Source organism: Microbacterium sp. MMO-113 (assembly GCF_037148555.1).
GTDB lineage: Bacteria > Actinomycetota > Actinomycetes > Actinomycetales > Microbacteriaceae > Microbacterium.
In genome coordinates, this window is sequence record NZ_JBBCTD010000001.1 from 48,359 (window position 1) to 61,086 (window position 12,728).

12 protein-coding genes are annotated in these 12,728 nt (G+C 70.6%); 8 read left to right on the forward strand and 4 right to left on the reverse strand.

Going from position 1 to position 12,728, the window contains the following annotated elements; translation table 11 throughout:
* The first annotated feature begins 76 nt into the window (after positions 1 to 76).
* From WFJ36_RS00255 to WFJ36_RS00265, 3 genes are read left to right on the forward strand one after another with little or no spacing between them, the layout of a single operon-like run.
* Positions 77 to 589, forward strand: a complete 513-nt coding sequence (locus WFJ36_RS00255) for a DUF3817 domain-containing protein (protein ID WP_060922041.1) — start codon at positions 77 to 79, stop codon at positions 587 to 589.
* Positions 586 to 2,172 (forward strand): glutamine-hydrolyzing GMP synthase, encoded by a 1,587-nt coding sequence (guaA, locus tag WFJ36_RS00260; protein WP_062635878.1) that lies wholly within the window; start codon positions 586 to 588, stop codon positions 2,170 to 2,172. Before WFJ36_RS00255 ends, guaA begins: the two co-directional genes overlap by 4 nt.
* Before the next feature lie 8 nt (positions 2,173 to 2,180).
* Complete coding sequence (locus WFJ36_RS00265) at positions 2,181 to 3,569, forward strand: glycosyltransferase (protein ID WP_336642405.1); 1,389 nt, start codon at positions 2,181 to 2,183, stop codon at positions 3,567 to 3,569.
* A gap of 55 nt (positions 3,570 to 3,624) precedes the next feature.
* Here the strand turns inward: WFJ36_RS00265 and WFJ36_RS00270 are convergent, their stop codons facing one another.
* Positions 3,625 to 5,721 carry a family 10 glycosylhydrolase gene (locus WFJ36_RS00270; protein WP_336642406.1) on the reverse strand — a complete coding sequence of 699 codons (2,097 nt, stop codon included), beginning with the start codon at positions 5,719 to 5,721 and terminating at the stop codon, positions 3,625 to 3,627.
* Between the two features lie 183 nt (positions 5,722 to 5,904).
* Here WFJ36_RS00270 and WFJ36_RS00275 point away from each other — a divergent pair, with 183 nt between their 5' ends.
* Both WFJ36_RS00275 and WFJ36_RS00280 read left to right on the forward strand, forming a co-directional pair.
* Positions 5,905 to 6,333: a YciI family protein gene (locus WFJ36_RS00275; protein ID WP_336642407.1), complete on the forward strand. Its 429-nt coding sequence runs from the start codon at positions 5,905 to 5,907 to the stop codon at positions 6,331 to 6,333.
* 13 nt (positions 6,334 to 6,346) lie between these two features.
* A complete protein-coding gene (locus WFJ36_RS00280; protein WP_336642408.1) occupies positions 6,347 to 7,642 on the forward strand; it encodes an RNA polymerase sigma factor in 1,296 nt (431 codons plus the stop codon).
* 96 nt (positions 7,643 to 7,738) lie between these two features.
* On the opposite strand, the gene WFJ36_RS00285 is transcribed toward WFJ36_RS00280, so the two are convergent.
* Both WFJ36_RS00285 and WFJ36_RS00290 read right to left on the reverse strand, forming a co-directional pair.
* Positions 7,739 to 8,011, reverse strand: a complete 273-nt coding sequence (locus WFJ36_RS00285; RefSeq protein WP_025103755.1) for a GlsB/YeaQ/YmgE family stress response membrane protein — start codon at positions 8,009 to 8,011, stop codon at positions 7,739 to 7,741.
* 161 nt (positions 8,012 to 8,172) lie between these two features.
* The gene (locus tag WFJ36_RS00290) at positions 8,173 to 9,093 is read right to left on the reverse strand and encodes a Bax inhibitor-1/YccA family protein (RefSeq protein WP_071327462.1); all 921 of its coding nucleotides are present in this window, start codon (positions 9,091 to 9,093) and stop codon (positions 8,173 to 8,175) included.
* Between the two features lie 92 nt (positions 9,094 to 9,185).
* On the opposite strand from WFJ36_RS00290, the gene WFJ36_RS00295 reads away from it, so the two are divergent.
* Positions 9,186 to 10,172 (forward strand): glycerophosphodiester phosphodiesterase family protein, encoded by a 987-nt coding sequence (locus WFJ36_RS00295; RefSeq protein WP_336642409.1) that lies wholly within the window; start codon positions 9,186 to 9,188, stop codon positions 10,170 to 10,172.
* 10 nt (positions 10,173 to 10,182) lie between these two features.
* On the opposite strand, the gene WFJ36_RS00300 is transcribed toward WFJ36_RS00295, so the two are convergent.
* A complete protein-coding gene (locus WFJ36_RS00300) occupies positions 10,183 to 10,581 on the reverse strand; it encodes a YccF domain-containing protein (RefSeq protein WP_060922036.1) in 399 nt (132 codons plus the stop codon).
* Between the two features lie 89 nt (positions 10,582 to 10,670).
* On the opposite strand from WFJ36_RS00300, the gene WFJ36_RS00305 reads away from it, so the two are divergent.
* Together WFJ36_RS00305 and WFJ36_RS00310 are read left to right on the forward strand one after the other, a co-directional pair.
* Positions 10,671 to 11,660, forward strand: a complete 990-nt coding sequence (locus WFJ36_RS00305; RefSeq protein ID WP_071327459.1) for an ABC transporter ATP-binding protein — start codon at positions 10,671 to 10,673, stop codon at positions 11,658 to 11,660.
* A complete protein-coding gene (locus WFJ36_RS00310) occupies positions 11,657 to 12,673 on the forward strand; it encodes an ABC transporter permease (protein ID WP_071327458.1) in 1,017 nt (338 codons plus the stop codon). The genes WFJ36_RS00305 and WFJ36_RS00310 overlap by 4 nt, the downstream gene beginning before the upstream one ends.
* Positions 12,674 to 12,728 lie beyond the last annotated feature (55 nt).

Below are 12,728 nucleotides of genomic sequence, written 5' to 3' on the forward strand. Positions count from 1 at the left end.
GCCGTCGGGGCGACCCGGCGGCCTCCGTCGTTCCCGCGGGGTCGGGGCGTCGCCCGCCGCCGACTAGACTGGGGGCATGCCCGAACCGAAAGTCGCCAGCTTTCCGGCGATCCGCGGTGCGCTGAAGTTCTACCAGATCGCGTCGATCATCACGGGAGTCATGCTGCTCCTGCTGCTCGCCGAGATGGTGCTGAAGTACACGCCGATCCACCTCGAGCTCTTCGCCGGAGGATCGGGCGGCCCGCTCTGGTTCGCCGGCGTCATCGCGGGACCGGACTGCCAGTGGTGGTCGCTGTTCGCGCCGTGGACGAACTCGTGCGAGATGACCTCCCTCGGGGACGGCTTCAACATCTCGCTGTTCATCCTCGTCGCCCACGGCTGGTTCTACGTCGTCTACCTCTTCGCGTGCTTCCGCATGTGGAGCCTGATGCGCTGGCGCTTCCCGCGGTTCATCCTGCTCGCGCTCGGCGGCGTCGTGCCGCTGCTGTCGTTCTTCATGGAGGCGGTCGTCGCCCGTGAAGTCAAGACCTATCTCGCCACCCGAGAGGCCGCCGAGGCCTCCGCGATCGCCCCGGAAGGTGTCCGTTGACCGAACAGTCCGAGACCCAGCAGCGCCCCGCGCTCGTCGTCGACTTCGGCGCGCAGTACGCGCAGCTCATCGCCCGCCGCGTGCGCGAGGCCGGGGTCTACAGCGAGATCGTGCCGCACACCGCCACGGCGGAGGAGATCGCCGCGAAGAACCCCGTCGCGATCATCCTCTCCGGCGGACCTTCGTCGGTGTACGAGGAGGGCGCGCCGAAGCTCGACCCGTCGGTCTTCGACCTCGGCGTCCCCACGCTCGGCATCTGCTACGGCTTCCAGTACATGGCCCAGACCCTCGGCGGCGAGGTCGCGCACACCGGCCTCCGCGAGTACGGCGCCACGGATGCCGTCATCTCCGGTGACGGCGGCACGCTGCTCAGCGGGCAGCCGACCGAGCAGAACGTGTGGATGAGCCATGGCGACCAGGTCGCGAAGGCACCGGAGGGCTTCGAGGTGCTCGCGACGACGGAGGCCACGAAGGTCGCCGCCTTCGCGAACGAGGAGCGCGGCTTCTACGGCGTGCAGTGGCACCCGGAGGTCAAGCACTCGGATCACGGTCAGCGCGTGCTCGAGAACTTCCTCCACAAGGGTGCGGGCCTCGCGTCCGACTGGAACCCCGACAACGTGATCGCCGAGCAGATCGAGCGCATCCGCGAGCAGGTCGGCGACGCCCGGGTCATCTCCGCGCTGTCCGGCGGCGTGGACTCCGCCGTCTCGACCGCTCTCGTGCACAAGGCCATCGGCGACCAGCTCACGGCCGTCTTCGTCGACCACGGTCTCCTCCGCAAGGGCGAGCGCGAGCAGGTCGAGAAGGACTACGTCGAGTCCACCGGTGTGCGGCTCATCACGGTCGACGCCGCGGAGACCTTCCTCGGTCACCTCCAGGGCGTGACCGACCCCGAGGAGAAGCGCAAGATCATCGGCCGCGAGTTCATCCGCGCGTTCGAGAAGGTGCAGCTCGACCTCGTGGAGGAGGCGAAGGCCGACGGCGGCGCCCCGGTGAAGTTCCTCGTGCAGGGCACGCTCTACCCGGACGTGGTGGAGTCGGGCGGCGGTGCGGGCACGGCCAACATCAAGTCGCACCACAACGTGGGCGGTCTTCCGGACGACCTCGACTTCGAGCTCATCGAGCCGCTGCGGGCCCTCTTCAAGGACGAGGTCCGCGCGATCGGCCGCGAGCTCGGCATCCCCGAGGCGATCGTCGGGCGCCAGCCGTTTCCGGGGCCCGGCCTCGGCATCCGGATCATCGGTGAGGTCACCGCTGACCGTCTCGAGATCCTGCGTGAGGCCGACGCCATCGCCCGCGAGGAGCTGACCAAGGCGGGTCTCGACCAGGAGATCTGGCAGTGCCCCGTCGTGCTCCTCGCCGACGTGCGCTCGGTGGGCGTGCAGGGCGACGGCCGCACCTACGGCCACCCGATCGTGCTGCGTCCGGTCTCCAGCGAGGACGCGATGACGGCCGACTGGACCCGCCTGCCGTACGACGTGCTGTCGAAGATCTCGAACCGGATCACCAACGGCGTCCGCGACGTCAACCGCGTCGTGCTCGACGTGACGTCGAAGCCGCCGGGGACGATCGAGTGGGAGTAGGGGGCGCGATGCCCCCGGTCTCGGCGCCGGTCCTCCCGGACGCCGAGTACCTGGTGCTGTCCAGCCGCCTGATCCCGGGTCTGGACGGCGGCTACACGATCGCCACGCTCGCGCGCGCCCGGATGCTCGCTGCCGCGGGCGCGGCGGACGGCGCCGGTCCGCAGCTGCTGACCTTCGATCCGGGGACGATCGCCGACCACGCCGAGCACCGCCGCGTCTTCGCGGAGCGCGGTGCGCTCACCGACCCCGATCGACTGCGCAACCTCTTCGACGAGGCCGTCGCACCGCAGGGCGGAGCCGCCGCCTGGCTGCGTGACGCCGCGGATGCCGCAGTGACGGCTGACCCTGACCGGGAGTACCGCGTGCTCGCGGATCCCGCGGGACGGCCTTTCGCAGCCCTTCCCGTCATCCCCGGCAACCCGGATTGGCACCTCACGGACGAGCCTGTCCTCGTCTACGACGAGAGCGGAGCGGTCGTCGGCGCGCTGCATGGCTTCCGCGGACTCTACGGTGCCTGGCTGGCCCACATCACGGCGGCGCTGGGGGAGCGTCCGATCGTCGTGATCTGCGAGTCCCGCCAGCTCGGAGAGCTGATCGCCGACTGGCGCGACCCGCGCGTGCGCATCCTGCACCCCATCCACACCATGCACGTGGAGGCGCCCTACACTCCCGACGCCGGCCTGAACACGCTCTGGACGCGCTGGTTCCGCCTCGCCGACCGCTTCGATGCGGTCATCTGGCCGACCGCTACGCAGCGGGACGACGTCGTGGCGCGGTTCGGTGAGGCCGCCAACCATGTCGTGGTGCCGAACCCCATCGCGCCGGTCGAGCGCCGTGACGACCTGCGCGAGGAGGGCCTCGTGGTCGTGCTGGGTCGGCTCGCGGCCGGCAAGCGCATCGACCATTCCATCCGCGCCTTCGTCGAGGCGGACGTGCCGGGCTCCCGGATGGAGATCTGGGGCACGGGAGCAGAGCAGGAGCGGCTGGCGGCACTGATCGCCGAGCTCGACGTCGCGGACCGCGTGCATCTCTGCGGCTACACCGACGATTCCGCCACCGTGCTCGACCGGGCGTCCGTGCTGGTCACCTCCACCGCGTTCGAAGGGCAGCCGCTCGGCATCGTGGAGGCGCTCCTGCACGGCACGCCGGTGGTGTCCTACGACGTGCGGTACGGCATCCGCGACGTTCTCGGCGCGGGCGGCGGCGTTCTCGTCCCCGCGGGAGACATCGGTGCGCTGGGTGCTGCATTGCGGGGACTGCTGACCGACCCGGACCGTCTGGCGGCGCTGCGTGTCGAAGCGCCGGCCGTCGCTGCGGCGTGGAGTCCCGAGCGCTCCGCGGATGCACTGGTCGCGACCATCGCGGCCGCCGTGCAGGCGCCGTCGCGGCGCCGCTGAACCCGACCGTCGCGACCGCCGGGAGGACGCGAGCGACTCCCGGCGGTCGCTGGCGTCATCGCGTGCGGCGTCTGCGCGCGGCCACGACCGTGGTGACGGAGCCGGCAGCCAGCAGCAGGCCGCCCAGCAGCAGAGCGACGATGGGGGCATCGCCACCCGTCGTCGCGAGATCACCGCGCTCGCCACGCGTGGCCCCGCTCCCGGGTGCCGTGACGCCGTCCTCACCCGCAGCGCCCGGGTTCGACGGGCTGCCGGGGTCCGTCGGTCCGGTCGGATCCGTCGGAGTGCCCGGATCGGTCGGGTCCACCGGCTCGTCCACCGCGACAGCCACCGGTCCACTCTCGACGGCGGCGGCATCCAACGCGGTCACCACCCAGGTCTCCGTCGCGGCGCGCGCGGCGGCGGGGGCATCGTCGGCGGGGAGGGGGAAGCGGAGCGACGCCGCGCCGCCTGCCCAGACCGTGTCCACCAGTGCGCCCGGCGTGGCGACGATCTGCGCCGGATCACCGGTTCCGCGATAGATCGCATACTGGCGGGCCTCTTGCGCGTCCCCGGCCTGCCAGCGGAGCTCGCCGTCGACGATCTCGGGTGCCGCCGGGGCTGCCACCTGTCCGTCCGAGAGCCAGGGCTTGGCCGGAACGAGCGTGGGGTGGGCGAAGGCCTCGCCCTCGAGGAGCTCGATCGCGGTGTTCTTGGCCTCGTGCTTGGGCTGCTGATCCGCGGGCAGAGCGGCCAGGTCACTCGGCTTCATGTCGTTGTAGCTGAACAGGACGCTGCCCTCGATGCCGTCGAGCTTCTGGTTGTACCGGATCTGGTTCGGCACCTCCTCCGGGTTCATCCAGGCCTGCTCCCAGCCCCCGTTGTTGACGTGCTTGTAGAGCGCGTGGCCGACATAGACCTGGGTGCGGCTGCCTGCTGCCACGTCGCTCCACCACTGCGCGAGCTCCCCGTAGGGGGCGGCGGCCTGATCGAAGCTCCAGTAGATCTGCGGCACGATGTAGTCGATCAGCTCGTCCTGCACCCACCCGCGGGTGTCGGCGAAGATCGCCTGGCTGTACGTCTGCGACGAACTGGTCGGCGTGTGGGACCCGGCCGGGTCGAGCGCCTTGTGCTCCCAGATCCCGAACGGGCTGATGCCGAGCTGCACGGCAGTGCCGCGCGCCGCGTTGCCGGCGTCGATCGCGTCGCCGACGAGGGTGATCAGACCCGTGATGTTGTCGCGCCGCCACGCCTCGATGCCGGCGACGGTGTCGGGATAGCCCGCCGTGAGGCCGAACTCCTCGAACGTCGCGCGGTCCTCGCCCTGCGCGCCGAAGAACACGTTCTGGCCGTCGACGGTGATCCGGTACGGGTAGAAGTAGTCGTCGAAGTGGATGGCGTCGACGTCGTAGTTCTCCGTGATCTCGGCGACGGTGGCCGCGACGTACGCGGGGACCTCGGGCTGGCCCGGGTCCAGGAACAGCTTCTCCTCGAACGACAGGACCCAGTCGGGGTGCTGCACGGCGAAGTTGTCGTCGGCGAGGATGCCGGCGTCGTTCAGTGCCGCGATGTACTGCGGGATCGAGAGCGCCTTCACCTCGTCCGCGGTGAGCCCGAGGGCCGCGAGGATCCCCGGCGAGGTCATCTTCGCGTTGGTCACGCGATAGGGGTTCAACCAGGCGTGGAACTCCATGCCGCGCGCGTGCGTGGCCTCCACCATGCGCTGCAGCGGGTCGTACCCGGGATCGGCGCCCTGGGTGCCGGTGAGGAACTCGGACCACGGGTTGAGCGCCGAGGGGTAGTACGCGTCCAGCAGCGGACGCACCTGGAAGATCACGGCGTTCATGTTCCAGGAGGCGAAGTCGTCGAGCACCGTCGCGTAGCGGGCGTCGAAGTCCGCCGCATCCGCGGGCTTGCCGAAGTTCAGGTTGCCGATCGTGCCGACCCAGGCACTGGAGAAGCGGCGGTTCTCCGGCGTCAGCGTCGTGGGAATGGCGACCTGCTCGCCGGATCCCGGATAGGTGTACACGGGCTCCGTGCCGTAGCCATAGGCGCCGGAGGTGTCCTTGACGTACCGGGTCAGCGGCTCCTCGTCGGGGGCCGCTCCGGCGGTCGTGGGGAGCGCCAGCAGGAGCAGGGCGGCCGCGGCGGTGGCGGCGATGCGTCTCTTCATCGAGTCCTCGTTCGATCTGGAAAAGAATTTCCACTGAAAGGGGTTGAACTGAAACTCTATGCCGATACGGCTCTCGGCAGAAGACCGGGAGGAATTTTTCGCCCGATGTCGATCTCCGCCGTTCCCGTTCGACGTCTGTGATGAGAGGGTCGAGGAACGGCCCTTCGGAACAAGGAGAACATCATGAAGTTCATGCTCATCATGCGCGCGACCGACGACGCGGTGGCGGCCTACCAGGAGATGCCCTTCGAGCAGGTCATCGAGGCGATGGGTCGTTACAACGAGTCGATGATGAAGGCGGGCGTCCTCGTCGCTGGGGAGGGCCTGACCGACGCGGCGGAGGGCTTCGTCGTCGACTTCAGCGCCGAGAAGCCGCTGATCACGGACGGCCCCTACGGGGAGACGAAGGAGCTCTTCAACGGCTTCTGGATCATCGAGGTCTCCTCGCGCGAGGAGGCCGGGGAGTGGGCGAGCCGGGCGCCGCTCGGAGCGGGATCGTTCCTCGAGGTGCGCCGGGTGACCGGCCCGGAGGACTTCCCCGCCGACAACGAGTGGATCGAGAAGGAGGCGGGCTGGCGGGAGGAGCAGGCCCGCCGCGCCGAGCAGGCGTGACGACGCTCCGCTGATGGACGGCTCGTCCGACCCCGTGGCGAACTCGGCCGCCTCCGCGCAGGAGGCGGCCGAGCGGGCCGTCGCGGCCGTGTGGCGAATCGAAGCCGCGCGCATCGTCGGCACGCTGACGCGGATGGTCGGCGACTTCGGCCTGGCGGAGGACCTCGCGCAGGAGGCCTTGGTCGCCGCGCTGCGGCAATGGCCCGCCGAGGGCGTCCCGCGGAACCCCGCCGCGTGGCTCACAGCCGTGGCGAAGCGGAAGGCGGTGGACGGATGGCGACGCCGCGAGCGGCTGGACGACCGTCTCGCGCTGATCGCGCACGACCTCGAACAGGAGCAGGCGGAGGGCCACGAGCTGCCGTGGGACCCGGATGCCGTGGACGACGATGTGCTGCGCCTCCTCTTCATCGCGTGCCACCCGGTCCTCTCTCGGGAGGCGCAGGTCGCGTTGACGCTGCGGGTCGTCGGCGGGCTGTCGAGCGAGGAGATCGCCCGCGCCTTCCTGGTCCCCACGGCGACCGTGCAACAGCGGATCGTGCGCGCGAAGAAGACGCTGGCGGCGGCACACGCGCCGTTCGAGGTGCCGCCGCGGGAGGAGCATGCGGCGCGGCTCGGCGCGGTCCTCGGGGTGCTCTACCTCATCTTCAACGAAGCGCACGCGGCCAGCAGCGGTCCGGAGTGGATGCGGCCGGAACTGAGCGACGAGGCCATCCGGCTCGCCAGGGTGCTCGCCGCGCTGCAGCCTCGCGAACCGGAGGTGCACGGTCTGCTCGCGCTCCTGGAGCTCACGGCCGCACGCTTCCCCGCACGGACCGACCGGAACGGGGACCCGGTGCTGCTCGCCGATCAGGACCGTCGGCGGTGGGACCGCAGCCGCATCGCGCGGGGGAGAGCGGCACTGGCGCGGGCGGACGGGCTCGGCCGTGGACGCGGGCCGTACAGTCTGCAGGCCGCCATCGCCGAATGCCATGCCGTCGCGCCGTCCGTGGAGGAGACCGACTGGGATCGCATCGTCGTCCTCTACGAGGCGCTCGGCCGGCTCACCCCGTCCCCGGTGGTGGAGCTCAATCGCGCGGCCGCCGTGGCCATGGCGACCGGGCCCGCTTCCGCGCTGAAGATGCTCGATGAGCTGGCTGCGTCCGGGGCGCTGCGCGGCTACCACCTGCTCCCGGCCACGCGGGGCGAGCTGCTGCGCCGACTCGGCCGGGAGAGCGAGGCACGCAGCGAGTTCGCCGTGGCCGCGGGGCTGGCCGGCAACGACCGTGAGCGCGGACTCCTGGAGTGCAAAGCGCGGGGAACGGCGAGCTGACCGTCCGCGGCACGAAAAGACCCGCCCCTCACGGATGCTCTCGCAGCCGTGAGGGACGGGCGTGGGTGACGCGGGGCGCGTCGAGGGGGGTCTGCGTCAGTCGTTGACCCGCTGGCCGCGGCCGGCGATGAGGCCGTAGATCAGCAGCACGATGATCGAACCGCCGATGGCGAGGAGCCAGGTGCCGAGGTCCCAGAACTCGGTGAGCGGACGGTTGAGGATCAGGCTGCCGAGCCAGCCGCCGAGCAGGGCGCCGACGACGCCGAGCAGCAGGGTGATGAACCATCCGCCGCCCTGCTTGCCGGGCAGGATCAGCTTGGCGATGGCTCCGGCGATGAGGCCGAGAAGAAGAAAGCCGAGAAAACTCATGGTCAGCTCCTTGGGTCAGGAGCCCCGGGGTGCCGGGGCTTCGTGACACCTACTGTGCCCGGCCGCGGAATCGCGTGCCAACCCCTTGCGCGCTCCCTCCCGGATATGGCAAGAGGCCCGCCTCCCAGGGAGACGGGCCTCTCGTCGCGACGGGTCGCGCGTCAGTTGTTGCCGCGGGCGATGGCGATGATCCGAAGGATCTCGACGTACAGCCAGACGACGGTGACCATGATGCCGAAGCCGCCGAGCCAGCCGTACTTGCGGGGAGCGCCGTTGCGGACGCCCTGCTGGATCTGGTCGAAGTCGAGCACCAGCGAGTAGGCCGCCATGATCACGACGAGGACACCGATGATGAGGCCGAGCGGGATGCCCATGATCGGCTGGCTGAGCATGCCGAACGCGTTGGTGTTGACGCCGGTCCACATGAGGACGAGGTTCAGGAGCGAGAAGACCAGGTAGCCGATCATCGCGATCATGAAGATCTTCGTGGCCTTCTTCGAGGCGCGGATCTTGCCGCTCGCGAAGAGGGCGAGAGTCACGCCGACGACCGAGACGGTCGCGAGCGTCGCCTGGAAGACGATGCCGGGCCAGCGGACCTCGAAGAACGCCGAGATGCCGCCGATGAAGAGACCCTCGAAGGCCGCGTAGGCGAAGATCAGCGCGGGGCGGACCTTCTTGCGCGAGGTGAAGGTGATGACCATCGCCAGCACGAAGCCGCCGAGCGCCCCGAGGGCCCAGGGCAGTACGTTGACGGCGGCGGGGTTGTACGGGTCGTAGCGCGGCACGTCGAGGCCGCCGAGCGTCAGCACCCAGCCGACGACGGCGGTGACGAGGAGGATGCCGAAGAGGCCGGCGGTCTTCCACACCGTGTCCTCGACGGACATCCGGTCGGTCTCGAGCGCGCCTGCAGCGGGGGCGGCGTACATGCCCTCGAGCTGCGCGTTGGCGGCGGCATCCATCGCGCCGTGCTGGAGCGACGCGGCCTGCGCGCCCTGAGCGCCCTGGGGCGCACCCGGGTAGGTCGCGACGTTGCGCGGGTCCTGCTGCTGGAAAGCAGGATTGTTGAAAGCGAAGTTGCTCATCAGGTGGGCCTCACTCCAAAAGGGGGGTCGTAGGTCGCTTTCCTCCACGATACCCGTGAGGCGACACTCCCGGGGTGCCTTACGCTGTGAGCGTGCCCAGCAAATCCCCGCTCGTCATCGGGCACCGCGGTGCCCCGGGCCACCGACCGGAGCACACCCGTTCGTCCTACGAGCTCGCTCTCGCGACGGGGGTCGACGCGGTCGAGCCGGACGTGGTCGCCACCCAGGACGGCGTCCTGGTCGTGCGGCACGAGAACGAGATCTCCGGCACCACGGACGTCGCCGATCACCCGGAGTTCGCGGATCGCCGCACGACGAGGCGCGTGGACGGTGCCGCACTGACCGGCTGGTTCACGGAGGACTTCACCTGGGCGGAGCTGTCCACGCTGCGCTGCCGGGAACGGCTCCCGAAGCTCCGGGCATCCAGCGCCTCCTTCGACGGCACGGAGCCGATCCTGCGCCTGCGCGACGTCCTCGACCTCGTGCGGGCGGCAGCACAGGAGCAGGGCCGGCCGATCGGCGTCGTGCTCGAGGTGAAGCACGCCACGCATTTCGCGGGCATCGGACTCGACCTCGCGCCCCTCATCGCGCGGGAGCTGCGCGACGCCGGATGGGCGGCGGGGGAGTTGCCGCTGATCGTGGAGAGCTTCGAGTCGACCGTGCTCGGGCAGCTCCGCGCCGCGGGCGTCGACGCGAGCTTCGTCTACCTCATCGAGGCGGCGGGACAGCCGTACGACCTCCTCGTCGCCGAGGGGGCGAAGGCCCTGAGCTACCCGGAGACCGTGACCCCCGGGAATCTGGACCGCCTGGTCGGTCGGATCGACGGGATCAGCGTCGACAAGAAGATGCTCCTGGTGCCGGGCACGACGCTGGTCGCCGATGCGCACGCCCGCGGCCTGACCGTCTTCGCGTGGACCTGCCGCCCGGAGAACGCCTTCCTCGCGGCGCCCTACCGCGGACCGGGAGGCAAGAGCGCGTTCGGGCACTACGAGGCCGAGTGGGGCGTGATCGCCCGGCAGGGCGTGGACGGCGTCTTCGTCGATCACCCCGATCTCGGCGTCGCGTTCTTCCGCGGCTGACCCGCCGGCGTCAGAGCGTGCGGTCGAACGCGCCCTGACGAGTGGAGACGATCTCCTTGCCGAGCGGCATGAGCGACACCGGGACCATCTTGAAGTCGGCGATGCCCATGGGGATGCCGATGATGGTGATGCACAGCGCGAGTCCCGACACGATGTGGCCGAGCGCGAGCCACCACCCCGCGAGGATGACCCAGAGCACGTTCCCGAGGAACGACCCGACGCCGGCCGTCGGCTTGCTGACGACCTCGCGGCCGAACGGCCAGATGGCGTAGGCGGCGATGCGGAACGAGGCGATCGCCCAGGGGATCGTGATGATCGGGATGCACAGCAGCAGGCCGGCCAGCACGTAGCCGAGGAAGAGCGCCCAGCCCGCGAGGATGACCCAGATGATGTTGAGGATCGTGCGCATACAGCGATTGTGTCACCCGCGGCGCGGCGCGGCTGGGCATCAGCCCGGAGGTCCCCGGCGCTCGCGCCCCGCGATGCCAGACTGACCGCATGACCGGAATAGTGGTGGACGACGTCAGCAGGGCATTCGGGGACGTGCAGGCCGTGCGAGGGGCCACGCTGCGCGCAGAAGCGGGAAGGGTGACGGGTCTGGTGGGCCCGAACGGCGCGGGCAAGACGACGCTGCTCCTGATGCTCGCCTCGTTGCTCGCCCCCGACAGCGGCTCGATCCGCATCGGCGGCATCGACCCCGAAGCCGACCCGCTCGCCGCCCGTCGCGTGCTGGGGTGGATGCCGGATGCCCTCGGCGCCTGGCCCTCCCTCACCGCCCGCGAGACGATCGTGACCACGGCCCGGCTCTACGGGATCGACCGCGCGGACGCGGAGCGGCGGGCGCAGCACCTTCTCGGTCTCGTCGGTCTGGGGGAGCTCGCGGATTCCGCCGCGAAGGTGCTCTCCCGTGGGCAGAAGCAGAAGCTCGGCCTCGCCCGCGCTCTCGTCCACGACCCGCAGGTGCTGCTTCTCGACGAGCCGGCGTCCGGCCTCGATCCCGAGGCCCGCGTGCAGCTGCGGGTCCTGCTGCGCCGCTTCGCGGCCGAAGGGCGCACGGTCCTCATCTCCAGCCACGTGCTGTCCGAGCTGGAAGAGGTCGTCGACGACGCCGTCTTCCTCGTCGGCGGGGCCGTCGTGGACGCCGCTCCGGCGCAGAGCACGGTCCGCGCGTGGCGGGTGCGGCTGGCCGGCGCGACCGCGGAGCGTCTGAACGCGGACACCTGGCAGGTCGCCTCGGCCCTCGGACGGGCTCCCGAGTCCCTCGCCGTGGACCGGGGCGCCGTCCTCGTCGGCTTTCCCGGGGAGGATGACGCCGCCCAGTCACTGCGCCTCCTCGTGGAGGCGGGGCTGCCGGTCGCGGAGTTCGCGCCCGCGCAGAGCGATCTGGAGCATACGTTCCTCGCGCTCCGGCACCCGCACCCGCCCGCGGGGACGACCCCGCCGCCCCCGCCGCCTGCGGCACCCCACGGAACGGAGGCGGGAGCATGAGTCTCGCGAACATCGGCGTCATCGCGCGCCTGGAACTGACCCAGCGGCTGCGGAGCGTCGGCTGGTACGTGCTCCTCGGCATCTTCGCACTGGTGCTCCTCGGCGTCACCGGCCTGTCATTCGCCGTGTACTCCTGGGGGGAGGACGTGGGGGCGGGCGTGTCGTCCATCGTCGTCAACGTGGTCCTGCTGCTCGTCGTGCTCGTCTCTCCCACGCTCAGCGGCAACGCCATCAACGGCGACCGGGAGGCGGCCACGCTCGCGCCGATCCAGGTCACCGCGGCGTCGACCGGCGACATCATGCTGGGCAAGCTGCTCGCGGCGATCGCGACGGGCGGCGCGTTCCTCCTGGTGGCGGTTCCCTTCCTCGCGGCGTCGCTGCTGGCGGGCGGGACCGATCCGATCGTGCTGTTCGTGGCGCTGCTCATCCTCGCCGTCGAGATCATCATCGTCGCCGCGATCGGCGTCGGCCTGAGCGGCCTCATCGCCCGGCCGCTGTTCTCCGTCGCGTCCACCTACCTCGTGGTCTCCGCGCTCGTCATCGGCACGATCATCGTCTTCGCGCTCGGCGGCCTGGCCGTGCGCAGCGAGGCGACGAGCTACAGCCGCCCCTACGACAGCAACGGCAACGTGGACTGCGAGAGCTGGGAGGAGTACACGTACGAGGCGCCGCGGTTCGACCTCGTGTGGTGGGCGCTCGCCGCCAACCCGTTCGTCGTGCTGGCTGATGCCACCCCCACCGAGTTCAGCACGGACGGCTATCCGGTCGATCTGTACGGGCAGATCAAGTGGGGCGTCCGCAGCGCGCAGCTCTCGCCGCTGGAGCAGCGCTGGGACGACTGCGATCCGGAGAGCGGTTCGCAGACGGCCGAGCAGGTGATCGACGAGACCGTGCCGAGCTGGTTCGTCGGGCTCGGCGTGCAGGTGGTGCTCGCCGGGGCGCTGTTCGCGGGAGCGTGGGCCCGCACTCGGACGCCCGCGCGACGGCTGCCGCCGGGCACCCGCATCGCCTGAGCGGAAGAAGGGGGATGCGCGTCGCGCGTCGAGCCGGTAGACAGGACACGCGGAC

Excerpts from the sequence above, each read along its gene's own strand:
- WFJ36_RS00265 (WP_336642405.1), top strand. The coding sequence starts at position 2,181 with ATGCCCCCGGTCTCGGCGCCGGTCCTCCCGGACGCCGAGTACCTGGTG.
- WFJ36_RS00310 (WP_071327458.1), top strand. The coding sequence starts at position 11,657 with ATGAGTCTCGCGAACATCGGCGTCATCGCGCGCCTGGAACTGACCCAG.
- WFJ36_RS00270 (WP_336642406.1), bottom strand. The coding sequence starts at position 5,721 with ATGAAGAGACGCATCGCCGCCACCGCCGCGGCCGCCCTGCTCCTGCTG.
- WFJ36_RS00255 (WP_060922041.1), top strand. The coding sequence starts at position 77 with ATGCCCGAACCGAAAGTCGCCAGCTTTCCGGCGATCCGCGGTGCGCTG.
- WFJ36_RS00280 (WP_336642408.1), top strand. The coding sequence starts at position 6,347 with ATGGACGGCTCGTCCGACCCCGTGGCGAACTCGGCCGCCTCCGCGCAG.
- WFJ36_RS00285 (WP_025103755.1), bottom strand. The coding sequence starts at position 8,011 with ATGAGTTTTCTCGGCTTTCTTCTTCTCGGCCTCATCGCCGGAGCCATC.
- WFJ36_RS00300 (WP_060922036.1), bottom strand. The coding sequence starts at position 10,581 with ATGCGCACGATCCTCAACATCATCTGGGTCATCCTCGCGGGCTGGGCG.
- WFJ36_RS00305 (WP_071327459.1), top strand. The coding sequence starts at position 10,671 with ATGACCGGAATAGTGGTGGACGACGTCAGCAGGGCATTCGGGGACGTG.
- WFJ36_RS00275 (WP_336642407.1), top strand. The coding sequence starts at position 5,905 with ATGAAGTTCATGCTCATCATGCGCGCGACCGACGACGCGGTGGCGGCC.
- WFJ36_RS00290 (WP_071327462.1), bottom strand. The coding sequence starts at position 9,093 with ATGAGCAACTTCGCTTTCAACAATCCTGCTTTCCAGCAGCAGGACCCG.